Here is a 19,459-nt window from a genome sequence, read left to right on the forward strand (position 1 = left end):
AACAACTCATCATTTTCCTACATATTTAGTATAACACCTAGAAAAAATTTTTAAAATTAGCTAGGTGTAGTTCAGTGATGCCAAAATACTTAAAAAAACACTTGCAAAACAGTAAGAAAGGGAAGCCATAGGGGCAATCCAAAAACATAAATCTTAAGAATAGGGCAAGTTAAACAAAATACTACATCAATAGCATCAAAAATTTTTATGTCTCAGCTTTTTAAACCGCCTCATAACGTTTGACGGTTGCGAGTAACAAGACAAACCCCAATACGACCGTTGCTAAAACGACTCCAGACATCATTAAAGGCGTGAGTACGGTACCGATAATTAAAAATAGCCGAGATACAAGTTCTGCACCAATCGGCACCCAACTGTCTAATGCAGAATGTGCTCCACGTGTATCAGCAGGAATAAAACGTATTTTTTCTGCTTCCACAGTTGGCGTGAACAATATTTCGCCAATCGTTGCCATTAACATAAAGAGGACGAGGACGAGTGCATGATTATTACTCATGACGACCGTATAGCCCCCAGCAAAAAAGAGGAAGCCGATATTTAAAATGGTCGCGACTTTGAAACGTTTAAAGTAATGTAAAATCGCAAAACTGAGACTAATAATCGTCAACGTATTGATTAATAACAATATTGAAAACATACGTACGCCATCAATCGGAAAGTCAAACAACTGAATCGTTTTGAATTGATGTTCTAAACGGACCGCGACATAGGAAGAGAGCGACATTTCCGCACTTAATATGAGCATGCTACTAATCAGTAACAACACAAATGGACGATTCCGATAGGCCACTTGATAACGTTGAAACATCGCTACAAAGCGACTTGCTGATGGATGACCCATCGTGCGTCGTGTTTCCTGTACACCAAAATAGAGAATCAACACATTCACGGATAAACAAATAAAAATGAGCACAAACAAACTTACTTTGAATGAACTATAAAATAATCCCCCCATCAGCATCCCCAAAGCCGTAGAAGTGTTTGAAATCCAGTATTTGAAGCGGGCGTAGCGTTGTCGATGAGTCTCGTCAATACTGTCTAAAGCTAAAGCATTATACATGGGTTTGGCTAAAGCGGTAAAGAGCTCATTGAGAAGATAACAGCCTAAGAAAATTAGAAACAACAGTTGAAACGACTGCGACCCTTCTATCTGTGCTAATACGGCCCCCATACCTAAGAAAAGCAGTGCACTCATTAACGTCAAACAAGCAATGACATATTTCTTAAATGGTAAATGATCACTTAAATAACCACCGATAATGGAGCCACTAAATTTTAATAAAATCCCAATGATAAGCATCATACCTGCTTTTTTACCGCCTAAATAGTGTGTTAATAGTAAGGCCATAAAGGGGAACACGGCGTTCACAGACGCATTTTGAATAAACAACATCAATAAACGAAGCTTCACATTTTTAGGTAAAGTCATAGGCATATCTCCATTTTATAAGATAAAAAATATGTAAAATTAGTATTATATTACCCTTAATGTGTAAGTATGTCAAAATTTGTATGAATGGACTGTGCACGATACAATTTGTAAGAGACACTACGCTATAATGAAGAGAAAGAATGGAGGGTGACAGTTGGATATTAAACAGATGAAGTATTTTATAGAAATTGTACGTCAAGGTGGAATGACCCGTGCCGCTGAGACGTTGTATATTGCACAACCGACGATTAGTAAAGCGATTAAAGAGCTCGAGTCTGAGATTGGTCAACCGCTATTTGATCGTACACGCCGCCAATTGTTGCTGACGGATGTGGGGGAAGTGTTTTACCATAAAGCCGTTGAAATACTAAAATTATACGAAAGCTTGCCGAATGAGATCAGTAGTTTGCTCGGTCTTGAGAAAGGTTATATTTCTATCGGTATTTCTGCGTTGATGGATATGGAACGTTTAGTACAAGTACTCGCACAGTTTCACCAACAGTATCCAAATGTTGTTTTTAATTTAGACGAAAATGGAGGCAAAACAATTGAAAATCAAGTGCGCAACAATGAAATTCACCTCGGACTGACCTCTTTACCTGTTGATGGTAAATTGTTTGATTCATTTCCATTGTATTCAGAGGAGTTCAAAGTCGTCATGCATCATACCCATCCACTGGCACAACAACAAACGGTGGCATTTAAAGCGTTAAAAGATGAAGATTTTATTATGTTTAATGAAGACTTTTATATTAATGACAAAATCATTGCGCTCACACGCCAAGCAGGCTTCGTACCGCATATCGTTTCTAAAATTTCCCAATGGCAATTTATCGAACATTTGATTACCGCGAAAATGGGCATCAGTATTTTGCCGAATAACATCGTACGTATCATTAGTCGCAATCCGGAAATTCGTGTGTTGTCGATTGAGGACAGTACAGTGGATTGGACGATGGGGGTGATTTGGCGTAAGGACGTCTATTTAAATCATGCGACACAAACATTTTTAGATTATCTGAATATCCATTTACCGTTAACCAAAGTTCCTGAAAGCAGTTCCATAGATAAAAGTAATGATTAACATGAAAAACCAATATTTTTATAATGATTGATTACCCGTTACAATAGAATCATTCGAACGAAGAAAGGATGATTGAAATGGCAAAGATGAAACGGCTATTGAAAACTGTAACACAATTATTCATCATATATGGGATTACGATGTTAGGTAATCAAATCCAGCAATTTTTCAACATCCCCCTAGCTGGTAGTATTATTGGGTTGTTCTTGTTTTTCATTTTGCTTCAATTCAAGATTATTAAAGTGGAATGGATTAAAGAAGGTGCCAATTTTCTACTCGCGACGATGGTGTTCTTCTTCGTTCCTTCCGTGATAGGATTGATGGATGTCGTCTCAGAAATTAACATTAACTTTATTATATTTTTTACATTAGTTGCTGTAGGTACGGTACTCGTCGCATATACTTCTGGATTAGTGGCTGAAAAAATGGTGACAGGTCGTATCTTTCAAAAAGGACAAAATCAATCATGATTATCTTACAAGGTATTGCGATGATTGTTCTGACAGTCGTGATGTTTATGTTGTCCAAAAAAATATATGTTAAGTTTAAATCACCTATTCTCAACCCCGCTTTGATGACATCTATCGGCGTTATTGCGATATTATTACTTTTTAATATCGACTATCACGGCTATATGGTGGGAGGGCAATGGATTAATCAGCTATTGAGTTCCACAGTAGTGTGTTTAGCTTTCCCGCTGTACTTAAACCGGCATAAGATTGTAAAGTATTTCAAAACAATCTTCGTTAGTGTACTTACAGCCGTAATTTTAAATTTCTCCCTAATTTATTTTTCTTTAAAATTACTTGGCTATGGACGCGAAGATATTGTGACATTGTTACCCCGTTCAATTACAGCGGCGGTCGGCATTCAAGTGTCACATCAGCTCGGCGGCGAGGATACCATTACCATCCTGTTTATTATCGCTACGGGCTTATTAGGAAGTATGATGGGTGCATCCCTTGTACGTATGACAAAATTTCAATCTTCCATCGCACGAGGCATGACATTTGGTAATTCCTCTCATGCATTTGGAACCGCGCGTGCTTTGGAAATGGATTTAGAGTCAGGCGCATTTAGTTCAATCGGTATGATATTATCAGCCGTTATGAGTTCTGTTATGCTTCCAATATTATTGATGTTGTTCTATTAATATTCAAAACCATCATGGCCAACCCCTATTCATGCCGTGGTGGTTTTTTGTTTGGATTGAAAAGAATACTATCGCGATGCCTCAACCTCGAAATTTTAGTATTCGACATTTTTGTGTCACGCGGGCTTTATATTTTTCTATGATTCATTCTATGATAATATGAAGTTATTCATGATTGAACGCGGGAGGTGCTTAAGGTGTATACAATTTTAATCATTTTGACAGTGCTGACCGTCATTGCTTGGATTATGGCCATTCGTGCTTTTCGTCAGACGGGGCAAAAGGGCAAAATCAACCCAAATACATGGGTCATCATTGGCGCAGTATTGACAACATTGACGATCATGATGATGTTTATTTTCAGTCAAAATTAAACATTTCATTTTATGGTAAAACGTCATGTGAATCATACAGTTCAAAGACAAATGTGTGAAAGTGCATTCGCATTTTTAGACATTTGTCTTTTTTACATATACATTTAAACATATGCTCATTTAGCAGTGGAAAAGGACAGTTTGTTGACAAAGAATGTCGAATGTTAATTTTTATTGAGAATCCATGTTATTTCGGTGTATGTCAGATAAGAAGTGGTATAATACTAGAAAATGAGAACAGATGAGAGAGTGAAGTACGTAGTGAATATTTTAGTGATTACTGATGGTCATCCTTATACGCATAATTATGTGGAAATGCTCGTTGCTGAAGGACATGATGTATTCGTGCAAACGCCACCGACGATGAGACAAACGACAGTCGCACAAACACGTGAGATAGACTTGTTTGACCTTTCAAATACGGTGGAAGCATTAAAAGATATTGCACTTGTGGTAGTGATTGGGGTACCATTATTTTCTAATACGAAGCTCACACAAAGCCATTCAATGCAATTGCAGCGATTGATATATGATAATTTAGGTGTTGCGATGAAACAGGCAAATATTAAACAATGTATCGTTTGGCAATCACATTTGCAACCGATACTCGAACAAACGATGGCTGCTTTTCAAATAGAAGTGGTTCATCATCCACTTAAAACGACGAAATGGTTTCCGCAACGTCGCGTCCTTTATCAGTGGAGCGAGGAGCGTCAAACTGTACGTTCGATTCAAGCATTGGATATTCCGCAAAATGTCTCGATGGAAGCGGTCACTGCGATGTATGGCAGATTTTTAAAAACATTAAATGGACGTCTCGTGAATGGGATTTATGATGGGCAGCAGTTTACAATTGTGCTCGTGCCGTTTAAAATTCCGCTCATTCAAATGCGTCATCATCCGAACAGCGACTTATCACAACGCGTGATTTTGAATATTACTGGAGGATGGCTTGCACAACAAAGTGGACGTACAGCTCGCATGGAGTTTAGACGCTTAGAAGGGGATACGACGACCTGTTTAATTGCATTGCACGACTTTGTACCACGACTGCCATGGCGCGTATATCGTGTGACACAAGCACCGATGCATCGATTTGTCTCTTATCTATTTCGTCAGTATTGGCAGCAATTTAAATAATAAAGTTGGTTGGAAATAAGGTGTGAGAAGCGACAACGACATCGGAGGAGTAGAAATGTGTGAAGTAAAGTCATTCTACTCCATGAGTCCGACTATCAATGGAGATTTGCGCTATTATAAACAATATCGTTCAATGAAATAACTGCAATGATATTGGGGAGGTAGCGATATTTAGATCTATAGAGCATTGTCCCGTCGTCAACATCATGGTGATGCAGCTGTAAAATTAAACTGTTACAGGGTGTGAAGGAAAGTTGTTTTCAAGAAATCGTTGTAAGATTCCGACTAATTCTGTCATATCGGCCTCTTCCAATGAAAGTGAGGCATGTACTTCTTCGTTCAGATGACTGAGTTGTTGTTTCAATTCGCGTCCTTTGTCTGTTAATGAGATGTTCAAATTGCGTTCATCTTCGGGCTTTCTCACTTTTTTTATCAAGCCTTGTGCCACTAATTTTTTCGTTAGCGGTGTCAAAGTGCCAGAATTAAGATAAATGCGATCGCCGAGACGTTTTATGTTGACGACTTCATGGTCACCAATTGAAATCAGTGTAATATAGCCTGTATATGTGAGTTCGTATTCTTTTAAACAAGCACTATACTTTTTGATGACTTCTTTAGACGCAACATAAAATAAGAAACATAATTCGTCATGAAGTGCTTTTGGATGATTTGTCATGTTGAAGACCCCCAATACTTTTTAACAATAGTTACTACTATTATACATACTTTTTTCTTGATTCAAAACTATGTATAAAATATAATTGAATCGCGCTTTATTTAATGCGATGTTTACATTAATAAGAGGAAAGGTGACTTTTATGGCACACAATCAAAACTTTGAAACAATACTTACAGGCCGTCGTTCTGTAAAGTTATTTGATACAGATGTAAAAATTCCACGTGAAGAAATGAATGAAATGATTAGAAAAGCAACATTAGCGCCTTCATCAATTAATATGCAACCATGGCGTTTTGTTGTTGTGGATACTGAAGAAGGTAAAGATACATTACGTCCACTCGTACAATTCAATAGCCGTCAAAATGATACCTCTGCGGCAATGGTTGTTATCTTTGGTGACATGTTGAACTATGAACATGCTGAAGAAATTTACGGTGCAGCAGTTGAAAAAGGTTATATGCCACAAGAAGTAAAAGACGAATTAGTAGGTAGATTTGTTGCAATGTATGAAGGCCTAGATCAACAATCTATGAACGATATTGTTAAAGTTGATAGTAGCTTAGCGGCAATGCAATTCATGCTCGTTGCACGTGAACATGGTTATGAAACAAATCCAATCGGTGGTTTCAATCGTGAGGAAATCGCTGAAGGTCTTGGTTTAGATCCTGAACGCTATGTTCCAGTGATGATTATCGCAATCGGTAAAGCAGCTGAAGAAGGTCGACCAACATCTCGTCTAGACGTAGAAAGAATTGTGCAATATCGTTAATTTTAATGATGCGTGTAGACATACAGTTGAGTGATAGCCATTCAGCTGTATTTTTTTATGCGCAAAGTATCGTTCAAAGTGACATATCTCACACATCCTTCATCAAAGAGGCAATATTTTTTAGGCGAACGCACAACAACTTATGCACATTAAAATAATGAAAAATCGTGATTTTATCGAAAAATACTAATATTTAAAGACAAGTTTTTGTATAAATTTTAGCCTTTACATTATCTTTAAGGAAAAGTAGTAAAGACCTAACTAACCTGATATGATGATGAAAGATAACATAGCATTTAGGACTTAGATTTTAAATACAGTTATGTTGAGGTGAAAGAAATGTTCGTAGATAAAAACACACCTTTTAATGAAGAGCGCTTAAGACAAGAAATTGCCAAATATATGAACAGTGATTTGAAGGATATTGGAAGTATTGAAGAAATTGTCGCATTTATCGAACTAGAACATTTATATCGTGCTGCTTTAGAAGAAATTAGTACAAAGTTACGTATTTTAGATGAAGATTTTCAAATTAAATACGCACACAACCCAATTCACCATATGGAACGTCGCGTCAAAGAGATTCCGAGCTTATTGCAAAAATTGAAACGAAAAGGATATCCGTTAACCGCAGAAGCAGCAAGAGAAAATATTATGGATATCGCCGGAATTCGAGTGGTTTGTAACTACATTGATGACATTTACACAGTCGAACAATTATTATTGAAACAAACGGATATTCAGTTATTAACGCGTAAAGATTATGTTGAAAATCCAAAGAAAAATGGTTATAGAAGTTTACATATCGTCATTTCTGTGCCGATTTTTCTTACAGATGGCATGATTGACACACCTGTCGAAATCCAGTTACGCACAATTGGCATGGACATGTGGGCAAGTTTAGAGCACAAGTTGCATTATAAAAATCAACGGGGTGATTCAGAAGTGTATTGTGATACTTTGAAAGAATGTGCGTTAGAAATTGGTGACGTAGAACAGAAAATGCAACGAATTCATTTGAGTATTCAGCGTGGCAGGGAAAAGCTAGGAACTTGTTAATGGAGATAGATGTATTTGGGATAATGACTTGAATCGTGCTATGCTTACTAGGGCATTGAATAGGCAGTTTGAGAGTCCAAACGATAGTCAGTGTATGTATAGTATTGATTGCGTCAATGTGACATGGTGGAAAAGGATATACTTGAAAGCATTTCTAATCCATACTCGGACAGCATATTTGAAAACGTTAAACCCATCTCGCTCATATTGTCTTATATTTTTATTTTTCATTTCAATGGATAGAATGGGAAAACTTGTAACATTATAAAAAAACAGGCGCAAAGAGACATCATTTCTCAAAGCGTCTGTTTTTAATTTTATTTAAAAATCGATGGATCATATTAACTCAGTTTATAAAGACTCCGCTGTTGATCAGGCAGTTGGTCAATAAAGTCATCAGGATCTTCAGCGAAACGATTTCCGATGCCACCGTTCATCCGTTGAAAATGAAGATGTGGTCCTGTCGTTTGTTCACCCGTATTTCCAGACAACGCAACGACATCGCCAGGGGATACGGTATCTCCAGCCTTCACTTTGAATTCATTGAGATGCATAAACCATTGAAAGTATTGTCCATTATCTTCGCGTATTTCTAATACATTACCGCCGAGTCGATTTTTAAAAGTGCGTGTCACAGTTCCTTTTGTTGGTGCAAGGACCGGTGTATTTTCGGGTAAACGGTAATCATTGCCGTAATGGCGATTGTCACCATCGAAAGATAAATTGTGGTTGTATGTGCCAAAGCCATGTGTTTTCCGATCTTGATGAAGCCAATTACTAGTAGAAGTGTGGTACCAATTCGACGTTTGGCGCTGAATCGAATCGTAATGCGTTAACACTGTGATAGCAATACCGACGACAACACCTAAAAAGAGAATAGAAAAAAGCCATTGCTTCATAAGCTCACCTTGTTTTTTAGATTGTTCCTATTGTATAGGTCATCGTCAGTCAGTGCAACGATTTTGTTTACGACAACACACGCATAGCGGATGATAAAGGTATAGAAAATAAAAAAAGAACTTGAAGTGTTTCGAACACTTCAAGTTCTTTTTATCTATAAGTTAGGCTTACATACCCCAAGCAGATAAACCTTGTGCTTTGTATGCTTTTGCAGCTGCAGCAACTTGTTGCTCATAAGTGTTTGTTGGACCCCAACCAGGCATTGTTTGGAATAAACCAGATGCGCCTGAAGGATTTTGTGCATTTAATTGCCCATTTGATTCACGTGCGATAATTGCTTCCCATGTTGAAGCTGGAACACCAGTACGTGCTGCCATATCTTGAGCAGCTCTTGAACCATAGCTACCAGCAGTGTTACCATTTGCTAATCTAACTGAACCAGTTGAAGTTGATTGTGTTTTGTAAGATGGTGCTGCTTGTTTTTGTGGTGCTTGACCAGTTGTTTGTTGTGTCATTGATGGACCATTGCTGTATGATTGTTGTGAAGCTTGTGCGCTCATATCAGCCATTTGTGATGGTTGTGCAACTGATGAATGGTCTTGTGTTGCTTGACCAAAACCATTGTATGACCAACCGAATTGTACACCGTCTGACCAGAAGTTATATGATACACCGTCTAAAGTGAAGTTGTATTCGTATGAACCTTCTTCAATTGGGTGTTGGTTTAATGATGGATCGTTATGTTGAGCCATTTCTGCTAATTTTACTTGATCAATCCCTTGTTCTGCTGCATTTGCATCGTGTGCGCTTGCTGCGAATCCTGCTGTTCCGATTGTTGCTGCAAGTGTAGTAGTTAAGAGTAATGATTTTTTCATAGTAATAAAGTCCTCCAGTAAAGTAAGTTTTTATATTTTCATTTTCAAAAGTTTGCGTAGTAAAAAATTCAACAACCACACTCTACCAATGAAATGGCCTTTTGTAAATTACGCGTAAATAACAAAACATTACAATCGCTTTTCAATTTGTGGTTTTGTAACACTCCTGTCATTTTTCTAAAAAGTCGTTTGAAATTTATAATGCTGAAAAAGGCGGTTTTGATAAGGTTTATTGGAATGTTTTATGAATAAATAAAAATTGACATATATTACAAATATTACAGAACAAAGTTGAATTGTAATGAAAATATGGGGTCATATTGAAGGGGAATTCGATTTGTCAATCCAAAAAAGAGGTAAAAAGGGGTATACCATTGCTCATTTAAAATCGACTTTTATATAATAAGAGTAATGAGGTGAGAATGATGAAAAAACTGGATACTTTACGTTTAGAAATTGCGAGATTAACGAGACAAACACACGCACTTGGGATACCGATGATTATTATTTTTGAAGGGGTGCCTGCTTCAGGTAAAACAAGGTTAACGAATGAACTATTGCTCAATTTAGATGCAAAGTATACAAAGTTTATTGCGACAAAAACACCATCGGACTATGATTTAAGATATCCATTTTTACAGCGTTTTTGGGGAACTTTACCGGAAAAAGGTCACATTAACATTTATTTTAGAAGTTGGTATTCACATTATGTGGACTATCAAGTACATCAAATTAAATATCCATTGTTTAAAAATCCACAAGTTTTAAAAACTGAAATAGATGACTTTGAAACGATGTTAGAGAATGACCACCATGAAATGATTAAGTTTTTTATTCAGATTAATGAAGACAAGCGCCAAGAACATATCACGCAAATGAAAGCCAATCCGTTAACAAGTTGGAAAGCACAAGAATACGAACAAGTCGTTGCACCGGATACATATTTAGAATATATGCAACCTTTACTTGATGATTCTTGGGAAGTGATTGATTATGATGAACGTGAAAAAGCACTCATCCGAATGTATACGCATATTCACGAACGTTTGACGCACGCGATTTCACAACATCAGCAACGTGACACACATCGAGACGGTCACTTTTCAAATACATTTAAGACAGATTTATTTGATAACACACAAACTAAAATTTCGAAAGAGGCCTATAAAGAGAAATTGACCGCATTACAAAAACGGATGCGAGAACTCCAATTTGCCTTATATGAAAGAAAAATTCCGCTGGTGTTAGTATACGAAGGTATGGACGCGGCAGGTAAAGGTGGCAACATTAAGCGCGTTCGTGAGTTGTTAGACCCCACAGGCTATGAAGTGAATGCGGTAAGTGCACCGACAGATGTGGAATTAAATCATCATTATTTATGGCGTTTTGCGAAAACAATGCCGAAAAGTGGTCATATCGGTATTTTTGACCGCAGTTGGTATGGTCGTGTGTTAGTGGAACGAGTGGAAGGATTTGCGACTGAAAAAGAGTGGTCTAGAGCATATGATGAAATCAATGCGTTTGAAAAGATGTGGACCGATGATGGTGCCATTATTTTGAAATTCTTCCTTTCTTTAGATAAAGATGAGCAGTTGAAACGATTTAAAGCGCGCGAGACAGATGCGGATAAACAGTGGAAAATTACGGATGAAGATTGGCGTAACCGTGATAAATGGGATCAATATCTTGAGGCGAGTTACGACATGATTCAAAAGACCGATACAGCCGAAGCACCATGGCTTGTCGTGGCGGCTGACCATAAAAAGACAGCACGTATTGAAGTATTGAAGTACATCATTCAAAAATGTGAAGAAAAGCTTTGGGGTGTGCAACAATATTAAGAAAATCAGACTCAAGCCCTTTTTCATTGTGATGGTTTTCTACTATAATATATAGGCATATCACCAACACCAAATCGCACATGCGTTAAAGAATAGAATAGAACTGAGATAGAGGGAAAATATGTCACTAGCTAATTATGAAACCAATATTATGAAATTATCACAGTCAAGCAATGCAGAATTGGAAGTCGCCATTATGGGTGCAGAAGAGACAGATAAAGCTGTTGTGCTCCTCCATGGTGCGATTATGAATTATAAAATTATGACGATTTTTGCGAAATATATTCATGATGTCAAACTGATTTTTATTAATTGTCCTGGACGTGGAAAGAGTACTGGCATCGATAGACAAGACCATGACCTTTCTGAGTATGCAATTCGCATTAACGAAGCACTCGTCAATATTGTAGAGGCTTCTAATATTTCAGAAGTGTCGATGATAGGCTATTCGATGGGTGGTTTAATTGCGACAAAACTTGCAGGTTATAATACGCTGCCGATTAAACATTTAATCTATTTAAATAGTGCCGCCAAAATTGATTATAAAGAGTTGCGTTTTTCTAAATTACTTTATGAAATTATGAAAGACGTCAAACCTGGCGAACAAAATCAAATGATCAACAGCATTCCTGAATTCGTATTGTCTCAAGGCGTTTCTAAAAAGCAAAAAGAAGGCTTTAACTTTTCACGATATTTTGCGCCAATGGAAACGATGATTACGGATTTGATGTATACGTTACGCGCGGATTATTTAGCAGATATTGATCAAATTAAAGAAATGCCGAAAGTGCTCTTTTTACTTGGTGAAGATGACGTCATCTTTCCGAACAAAGACTCCAAAATTACACATGAAAAGTTCGAGTCATTAGGTGCAGATGTCAAATCGATTATCTATCCTGATGTGGGTCATCTCGACTTTTTACGTGTCCTTGATGATTCAAGTGTCGCTGAGCAAGGAAGTATGACACACCATATTAATCAACTGTTGGCAGAATGATGAAAACAAGACGCGAAAAATAGAAAAAGGCTGGGGAACCATCAAAGTTTCCCAGTCTTTTCTATGATTAAAAATATTGAAATTTTAGCTTCATTGAATAATTAAAATATTGCATTTGACTATTGCTAGCTAAGTTTGTTTTCCATGGCATTAAGCAACGCGAGCTCAGGAAAGCAAATTTTTGAATACTATCAATTAAAAGAAATCAGAAGGTAATAAATCTTCAAATTCAAAATGCTCTATTTTTTGAACGGGCTGACTATTTAAAAAGTCTTGCACGAAAGAAGACTGAACAAAATCATTTTTGTAATTTTCGATAGCTGCTAAGTTTTCGCTATCTTGTAAATAGTGTGCGGCAAAAAGTATAACACCTATTGCAATGGCAGCACGTAACAGTACACGCATTGTAGAGACCTCCTTTTAGCATGATAATTTAATCATACATGAATTGCTATTGTGTGACATGCGTCTACAGCAACAACAGCCTCTCCAACTTTAGCATGAGACACAGCTAGTCAATACGACTCAGCTTTACATCAAATTAACATCATTACGTTACGATAAAAGGAAAGGGGAATATAAGGAGGCGCATGATGTGAAAGTGACGTTCGAAGCGATTCGACATCAACAAGGTTGGATTGAAGCGGTTTATTATGATGAGATGCATAAAGGGACGATTCGATTTGAAATGGCAGATCCTATCGAAGTGCGCGATGATTTGGTAGCGGAAGCATTGGCAGCGCTATGTGGTCAGTATTATGACACCATTGAAATGGAATGGAAAGTATCTCAACGAACGAAGCAGCAGATTGAAAAGCGAACGGGAGCTCAGCTCGTGTGTAAAACGCGCATGCTCTTTTGGAATATCAACAAAATGATGCGACAAGATGTCAAAACACTCAATTTCAATGGGGATGTGTACAATTTATCCGCATTAGCACTGACACCTGGTGATGTGAATTATGTATCGTTAGATTTTGGTCAAGAATCTGCGTATATGTATGACATGTTTGATGAATGGCAAAGTCGGATAGTCAAAACCAATGTGATGGATACACACTTTCCCCTCATTACGTCGGACTACTATATGATAGGGAGTATTTTGTACAAAGACTTTTTCAATACGACTTATATGGTGACTGGCTTACAACTCAATCCTTTGACGGTAAACATGACAAAAATAGATGCGGAACAGGCGATTGCAGGGATGATTAACATGCCGCATTCACTAGGATTGACGGCAGTAGGTCATACGAAAATTGCGTGTCAACGTTGGCCACATATGCTTGAACAAGCGTGTGATGCAGTGAGAACATCGCAACCTTATATTGGTGCACAACAACGTATGCTCATTGATATCGAAAACGAGCGAGGCCGACTTGGATTAGGTACCTATGCCAATCAAGTTCAACCGACGCATATCTCTTGGGGGACGGATCAGCGATTGGATTTTTTAGCGCTCTATATTTTGAAATATGGCGGGAGAGCACAAGCTGAAAAGTTAGTCCAGCATATTCCAGTAGAAGCAGAGACATTAGTTCAACAATGTGATTTTCAATTTTATGAGCGCTATTATCCTGGCGTATTACATTATATGGAGAAGTCTATTCGCGAAGCTGTACAACAACAGTTAGAAAAATATGGCGTTCTGTTGTTCAGTGAGATGGATTGGCAAAATTTTATGACTGTCAGGACATGGATTCAACAAACTAGAAGATGAAAAGGAAGTAAGGAGATGGACATAAAAATTTTCTATATCTCATCCCCTTTTAAGCAATGTACGAATGACATGGAAATTGTACAGGAAGAAATTTTCGGTCCAGTTTTACCATTAATTACGTTCAAAACATTTGATGAAGTCATTGCAAAAGCGAACGATACGAAATACGGATTAACGTCTTCTGTGTATACGAAAGATTTACAAACGGCATTTAAAGCAGTAGAACGTCTTGAATTTGGTGAAACGTATATTAACCGTGAAAACTTTGAAGCGATGCAAGGTTTTCATGCTGGGGTAAAACACTCTGGCATCGGTGGGGCTGACGGTAAGCATGGTTTAGAAGAATATCTACGTACGCATATTGTTTACATGCAATTATCATAATATGGGAAGAGGGCTGTGACATTTCAGTTGAAATGTCACAGCCCTCTATTGTTTAAGGGTTTTGAGGGTAAGGTTGGCATGTTTGTCCAAAACTCCTAAGCAAGCTATCAACAATTCTATTATGTAACAATCCAATGAAGTATTGTCTCGTTGAAAAGCTGCCTTGGGAAATGGAAGGACAAGTCATGTATCAAATAAAATCTGTTAGTTAAGTGTCGAGTGATTAAACGCCGACTTCTTCCCAAGCGCTTTGTACTTGGCTAGCTACTTCTTGACCATATAAGTCCATTGCTGCACGAGTTAATGACGCTTTCGCATCTGCAAAGTTTGAAGTAGAAGTTAAATATTCTGTTAAAGCACGATAATAAATTTGTTCAGCTTGATTTTGACCTATCTTTTGAACAGTAAGGTAAGCGGCTTTATTCGGAATACCTGAGTTCGTATGTACTCCGCCATGGTCACTTGATGTATTGACATAGTCTCTCATATGTCCAGGTTGGTTAAATTGTTCTGGGTTTGACATGCTACGTAACGCGTCACCTGAACGTCCTGGTGTATATACATCTTCACCAATTAATGTATCGCCTGGATCCATAAAGTATGCAAACGTGTCTGACATACTTTCGTTTAAGGCACCCGGTTGGCCACGGTATACGAGTCCAGCTGTATGTTGTGTTACACCGTGTGTAATTTCATGGGCAACAACATCGTCTGCACCTGATAAAGCTGTGAATGTTGAGCCATCACCATCACCGTAAATCATTTTGTCACCAATCCAAGCGGCGTTGTTACGGTTGTCTTCACCTTGGAAGTTATTCACATGAACAACTGACATGATATTGCTATCTCTGTCGTCATAAGAATGGCGATTAAATTTTGATAAGTAGTAGTCATATACTTTTTTAGCGTAATAGTTTGCATCTACACCAGCTCTTTGGTCATCATCTGTAAAGTTCGTGTCAGGATCCGTAATTAAGTTTGCAGAACCTGTCGCAGGATTAAGGTTATAAGCTGCCATTGTTGCAGAACCAGTTACATCTTCTAAAGAATAACCACCATCAATGCTATTAATGTTAATTCGTTTTGTATCACCAAGTACGCCACGACCTGTACCTGTAGCTGCTGCATGTGCAACTAAGTCAGTTTTTTCAAGAACTTTTCCTGTTTCAGCGTCAATTTTAAGATCCCAGTGTGATACATCTGGTTTCATCGTTACTAATTCAAGATGATACACATATTTGTTTTCGTCACCATCGATTTCGACCTCGTTCACTTTAACGACATCTTCATCTAAGTTTTTCGCTTCAGATTGTTTCATATCTACTGCTTTGAAGGCAGTTGAAAGCGCATCTTCTTTAGAAATGCTCACACTGTTTGATGGGTCAACTTTTTCAGCTTTGACAGCACCGTTGATGAGAACGACTTGACCGTCTTTGTCGACATGGACTTTCACTTCTTGATCTTTAGCATACACACCATCGACAACAGGTTGAAGCGTGTAGTGGGTGTAACCCAAATCATCATTTTTTTCATCTACTACTTCATAGTCTTTATAATTTTCTTTCACTTCAGTTGGTAATTCTTTCAAGGCTTTGTTTGCATCTGCTTTTTGTTTGACAATCGTTTTAAAATCTTGGTCTAGAGGTTGATCCGTTGAAGTTTTTGCGTAAGCGGCTGGGGATAGAGATAAAACTGAAAAACATAAAGTACCGAATAAAACTTTTTTTGACAAATTATACATTTAAACAACTCCTTAACTTTTAGTATAATTAAATTTTAATAAATTTATAAATTGCGAGGCACGTTTTTGCCTAAGTGTTGTCATTTTATTCCTAATTGTAATTTTTTTGATTTTTAGGCAGCATTTTCGACAGTTAGTGCATGCCTTTTCGTTAATTTTTGCAATTAAAAACAATTTTGTTTAAAAATAGGGCGTTAAATAAATTTTTTTCACAGATAAAAGTTGATAAAAAAGGAAAAATTAAATTGTATTTAGTTCTAGTTTTAGGTTTTAAAAGAAATTTGATAATAAAATTTAAGGTGTACGAGGCTTTTGGATTGTAGTTAAAAATAATGTTTCCTAATGAGTGAGAGCGGGAATTTTAAAAGTAAACTATTGAAAAGGAGTTTTATGATGACTCAAAAAAATCCGACAAACCGCTTTTACAATGAAGATTATCCGAAGCAATATCAAGCATATCCAGGTTTGCAAAATCAAATGACGCCGGTCCCTGATTGTGGTGAAGAAACTTATGTAGGTGCGCATAAATTAGTAGGCAAAAAAGCGTTAGTGACAGGTGGAGACTCAGGTATTGGTAGAGCAGCGGCAATCGCTTATGCGAAAGAAGGCGCGGATGTCGCAATCGCTTATCATCCTGACGAACAAGCTGATGCAGATGAAGTGAAGGCAGTCATCGAAAAGGCAGGACAAAAAGCCATATTGTTACCAGGTGATTTACGAGATTCAAATTATGCAAAACAAATGGTGAAAGACGCGCATGAACAACTGAATGGTTTAGACATCCTCGTCTTAAATGCGGGAATGCAACAATTCGAACATGAAATTGAAAAATTATCTGCTGAACAATTAACAGATACGTTTGAAGTGAATGTATTCTCAACAGTGTATTCTATTCAACAAGCTTTAGAATACTTTGAACCAGGAGCGAGCATTATCTTGACGTCATCGATCCAAGGTGTTAAACCGAGTGCACATTTAGTGGATTATGCGATGACCAAATCATGTAACATTTCATTAACGAAAAGTCTTGCAGCACAATTAGGACCTAAAGGTATTCGTATCAATGCTGTCGCACCTGGACCGATTTGGACAGCATTACAAATTTCAGGTGGTCAGCCACAAGAAAGCATTCCTGAATTTGGTCAAAATCAACCGTTACAACGTGCAGGTCAACCGGTTGAGCTTGCGGATGTGTATGTATTGCTTGCTTCTGATAATGCAAGTTACATTACAGGTCAAGTTTATGGTATTACTGGTGGTGCACCGATCAATTAAATGAATTGTCGCTTAGCTTTAAAGAGTTAGGACGTCCATTAAAAAGGGTGTCTTAGCTCTTTTTTTTATGGATAATTGAACAGTACTGTCTATGATTGATATTTTCCAACGTGACGTGGTTAACGATAACTTCACAATTCCTTTTCAAAAATTGTTGATTCAGAAGGGAAAGTCCTTTATTATAAATCGTAATCATTACTATTTAGAAAGAGTGAATTTTATGACATACGATTGGGTTATTATCGGTGGTGGTGTCCATGCGACCACGATTGCATTACAACTTCGACAACTTGGATTACCAGTGGAGCGACTCAGAATGATTGATCCACATGCCAATTTATTAGATCAATTTGATAGACAGACACAGCGTATCGGGATGCCTTATTTACGTTCACCGTTAGTGCATCATTGTCATCCTGAACCATTTGATTTGAAAAAATTTGCTAAACAGGAAGGCTATTCACAAGCCATGATTGGTCCGTATCAACGACCGAGATTAGATATGTTTTTCGATCACACGCGACGTTGGATACGTTATTATCAATTAGACACGTGTCACATTTGTCAAAAGGCAGTGCGCTTATGTCGTTGTCTTGAACATTGGGAAATTACGTTAGATAATCAACAAAAAGTTCGAACAGCGCACGTCGTTTTAGCCATGGGGACACATCATACCCCAAATATTCCGCCTGCATTTCAAGGTCAACCGCACGTGCAACATATTCATAGTCGTGAACTCGATACAACAATGAAAGCTTCACATGTCGTAGGAAGTGGTATTTCAGCAGGTCACCTTGCTATTAAATTATTAAAAGAGAACCCACAGCAAACGGTTCATTTATGGATGAAAAAAGATTTTGATATCCACCATTTCGATGCCGACCCTGCATGGTTAGGACCGAAAAATATGAAACCTTTTGAAGCAATGCCATTATCTGAAAGAATACATGTCAACAAACAAGAGCGCCATAAAGGGTCAATGCCAAGAGATATGTACATGACCTTGAAAAATTACGAAAAAGCAGGGCGCCTCGTTGTACACCACACACCTATCGACAAACTTGAAGATCATTGTATCGTTGCAGGTGATACACGTGTGGCTTATGATGGCATTTATTTAGCGACAGGTTTTGTCCTTGACCTCATGACGCAGCCACTTATCCAAGACGTGTTACGATTACCTGAAGCACAACTCGTCGCAGGTTATCCGAAAATCACCACACAACTCGAGTGGGTCCCGCGTTTATATGTTTCAGGGATGCTCGCTGACTTAGCGTTAGGTCCATTTGCACGCAACATTATGGGTGGACGTCAAGCGGCGTTACGTATCGGCCAAGCGTACACTGAAAGTACAGCTTCATATCAGAACGCAGTGTAAGCCTATTTTACAAACGATGCTATGAAATTCATCGTAAATCCTATATAATGCGAGTGATAGGAGCGATGACTATGAAAAAATCTAAAGATAAGACATCCCCAAAGTATCCGAAAATAAGTAATCGTATGATGCGTATCCTATTCATCATAGGTCTCATCTTGTTGGTATTGTTCATCGGTATGGGAACAGTCATTCCAGAGCTCAATCGTCACACTTATAAAGGAATTGTGGTTGAAAAATATAGAGAAGATCATGGCATGACGACAGGTACGACACAATTTATTGAGCTGAAACAAGGCGATCGTACGATTAAGATAGAAAATAGTGATATTTTATTGCATGGGAAATGGGATAGTCAGGCAAAGCAAAAAGAGATTCGTGAAGGTGAAGTAGCAACAGTGTATACGATTGGATTTGATTTCCCAAGTATCGGAATGCATCCTAATTTGTATAAAATCGAGCAATAATTGTTTGGATTGAACACGTTTTTGTCATTCTTTGAGTTGCCAAAAAACTGAGTGAAAAGGGGTTGGACATTGAAAATTTTAAGCCTCAATCCATTCAGAGGTTGATGATTCATTAATGACTTTAAAGCAGTTGGAAAATGAGGATGAATGGTATACAAAAAATAAGGGTG

At 37.7% G+C, this 19,459-nt stretch carries 19 protein-coding genes and 1 pseudogene; 14 read left to right on the forward strand and 6 right to left on the reverse strand.

What is annotated here, in order from left to right; all coding sequences use genetic code 11:
- Positions 1-220: 220 nt before the first annotated feature.
- Positions 221-1,450 (reverse strand): MFS transporter, encoded by a 1,230-nt coding sequence (locus tag CCE82_RS03080; protein WP_086427968.1) that lies wholly within the window; start codon positions 1,448-1,450, stop codon positions 221-223.
- A 157-nt stretch (positions 1,451-1,607) separates the two neighbouring features.
- Between CCE82_RS03080 and cidR the strand changes: the two genes are divergently transcribed.
- The 5 genes from cidR to CCE82_RS03100 all read left to right on the forward strand — a co-directional run bounded on the left by cidR (position 1,608) and on the right by CCE82_RS03100 (position 5,204).
- The gene (gene cidR, locus CCE82_RS03085) at positions 1,608-2,537 is read left to right on the forward strand and encodes a cidABC operon transcriptional activator CidR (RefSeq protein ID WP_086427969.1); all 930 of its coding nucleotides are present in this window, start codon (positions 1,608-1,610) and stop codon (positions 2,535-2,537) included.
- A 77-nt stretch (positions 2,538-2,614) separates the two neighbouring features.
- A complete protein-coding gene (locus CCE82_RS03090; protein WP_086427970.1) occupies positions 2,615-3,007 on the forward strand; it encodes a CidA/LrgA family protein in 393 nt (130 codons plus the stop codon).
- Positions 3,004-3,690 (forward strand): LrgB family protein, encoded by a 687-nt coding sequence (locus tag CCE82_RS03095; protein WP_086427971.1) that lies wholly within the window; start codon positions 3,004-3,006, stop codon positions 3,688-3,690. Before CCE82_RS03090 ends, CCE82_RS03095 begins: the two co-directional genes overlap by 4 nt.
- Positions 3,691-3,887: 197 nt before the next feature.
- Entirely contained in the window at positions 3,888-4,064 is a 177-nt protein-coding gene (locus CCE82_RS13025; RefSeq protein ID WP_167370955.1) for a hypothetical protein, read from the forward strand.
- 315 nt (positions 4,065-4,379) lie between these two features.
- Complete coding sequence (locus tag CCE82_RS03100; RefSeq protein WP_086428237.1) at positions 4,380-5,204, forward strand: hypothetical protein; 825 nt, start codon at positions 4,380-4,382, stop codon at positions 5,202-5,204.
- A gap of 226 nt (positions 5,205-5,430) precedes the next feature.
- Here the strand turns inward: CCE82_RS03100 and CCE82_RS03105 are convergent, their stop codons facing one another.
- On the reverse strand, positions 5,431-5,880 hold the full coding sequence (locus CCE82_RS03105) for a MarR family winged helix-turn-helix transcriptional regulator (RefSeq protein WP_086427972.1): 450 nt from the start codon (positions 5,878-5,880) through the stop codon (positions 5,431-5,433).
- Positions 5,881-6,022: 142 nt separating this feature from the next.
- Between CCE82_RS03105 and CCE82_RS03110 the strand changes: the two genes are divergently transcribed.
- Together CCE82_RS03110 and CCE82_RS03115 are read left to right on the forward strand one after the other, a co-directional pair.
- Complete coding sequence (locus tag CCE82_RS03110; protein WP_086427973.1) at positions 6,023-6,652, forward strand: nitroreductase family protein; 630 nt, start codon at positions 6,023-6,025, stop codon at positions 6,650-6,652.
- A 339-nt stretch (positions 6,653-6,991) separates the two neighbouring features.
- The gene (locus CCE82_RS03115; RefSeq protein WP_086427974.1) at positions 6,992-7,711 is read left to right on the forward strand and encodes a GTP pyrophosphokinase; all 720 of its coding nucleotides are present in this window, start codon (positions 6,992-6,994) and stop codon (positions 7,709-7,711) included.
- Positions 7,712-8,052: 341 nt separating this feature from the next.
- On the opposite strand, the gene CCE82_RS03120 is transcribed toward CCE82_RS03115, so the two are convergent.
- Together CCE82_RS03120 and CCE82_RS03125 are read right to left on the reverse strand one after the other, a co-directional pair.
- Positions 8,053-8,610: a M23 family metallopeptidase gene (locus CCE82_RS03120; protein ID WP_086427975.1), complete on the reverse strand. Its 558-nt coding sequence runs from the start codon at positions 8,608-8,610 to the stop codon at positions 8,053-8,055.
- 168 nt (positions 8,611-8,778) lie between these two features.
- Positions 8,779-9,486 (reverse strand): transglycosylase SLT domain-containing protein, encoded by a 708-nt coding sequence (locus tag CCE82_RS03125; protein ID WP_086427976.1) that lies wholly within the window; start codon positions 9,484-9,486, stop codon positions 8,779-8,781.
- 422 nt (positions 9,487-9,908) lie between these two features.
- On the opposite strand from CCE82_RS03125, the gene CCE82_RS03130 reads away from it, so the two are divergent.
- Together CCE82_RS03130 and CCE82_RS03135 are read left to right on the forward strand one after the other, a co-directional pair.
- Complete coding sequence (locus CCE82_RS03130) at positions 9,909-11,327, forward strand: phosphate--AMP phosphotransferase (protein ID WP_167370956.1); 1,419 nt, start codon at positions 9,909-9,911, stop codon at positions 11,325-11,327.
- 121 nt (positions 11,328-11,448) lie between these two features.
- Positions 11,449-12,324 carry an alpha/beta fold hydrolase gene (locus CCE82_RS03135; protein WP_086427978.1) on the forward strand — a complete coding sequence of 292 codons (876 nt, stop codon included), beginning with the start codon at positions 11,449-11,451 and terminating at the stop codon, positions 12,322-12,324.
- A gap of 195 nt (positions 12,325-12,519) precedes the next feature.
- On the opposite strand, the gene CCE82_RS03140 is transcribed toward CCE82_RS03135, so the two are convergent.
- Complete coding sequence (locus tag CCE82_RS03140; protein WP_086427979.1) at positions 12,520-12,729, reverse strand: hypothetical protein; 210 nt, start codon at positions 12,727-12,729, stop codon at positions 12,520-12,522.
- A gap of 190 nt (positions 12,730-12,919) precedes the next feature.
- Here CCE82_RS03140 and CCE82_RS03145 point away from each other — a divergent pair, with 190 nt between their 5' ends.
- Positions 12,920-14,044, forward strand: coding sequence for a hypothetical protein (locus CCE82_RS03145; RefSeq protein ID WP_086427980.1), 1,125 nt, complete (start codon positions 12,920-12,922; stop codon positions 14,042-14,044).
- Positions 14,045-14,101: 57 nt separating this feature from the next.
- Positions 14,102-14,428: pseudogene (locus tag CCE82_RS03150) on the forward strand (aldehyde dehydrogenase family protein); the annotation flags it as partial.
- A gap of 223 nt (positions 14,429-14,651) precedes the next feature.
- Here the strand turns inward: CCE82_RS03150 and CCE82_RS03155 are convergent.
- A complete protein-coding gene (locus tag CCE82_RS03155; protein WP_086427981.1) occupies positions 14,652-16,169 on the reverse strand; it encodes a M4 family metallopeptidase in 1,518 nt (505 codons plus the stop codon).
- Between the two features lie 390 nt (positions 16,170-16,559).
- Between CCE82_RS03155 and CCE82_RS03160 the strand changes: the two genes are divergently transcribed.
- From CCE82_RS03160 to CCE82_RS03170, 3 genes are all read left to right on the forward strand, one after another.
- Positions 16,560-17,444: an SDR family oxidoreductase gene (locus tag CCE82_RS03160; RefSeq protein WP_086427982.1), complete on the forward strand. Its 885-nt coding sequence runs from the start codon at positions 16,560-16,562 to the stop codon at positions 17,442-17,444.
- A 220-nt stretch (positions 17,445-17,664) separates the two neighbouring features.
- The gene (locus CCE82_RS03165; RefSeq protein ID WP_086427983.1) at positions 17,665-18,822 is read left to right on the forward strand and encodes an FAD/NAD(P)-binding protein; all 1,158 of its coding nucleotides are present in this window, start codon (positions 17,665-17,667) and stop codon (positions 18,820-18,822) included.
- 71 nt (positions 18,823-18,893) lie between these two features.
- Positions 18,894-19,289, forward strand: a complete 396-nt coding sequence (locus CCE82_RS03170; protein WP_086427984.1) for a hypothetical protein — start codon at positions 18,894-18,896, stop codon at positions 19,287-19,289.
- Positions 19,290-19,459: the final 170 nt, after the last annotated feature.

This window comes from Staphylococcus cornubiensis (genome assembly GCF_900183575.1).
Lineage (GTDB): Bacteria > Bacillota > Bacilli > Staphylococcales > Staphylococcaceae > Staphylococcus > Staphylococcus cornubiensis.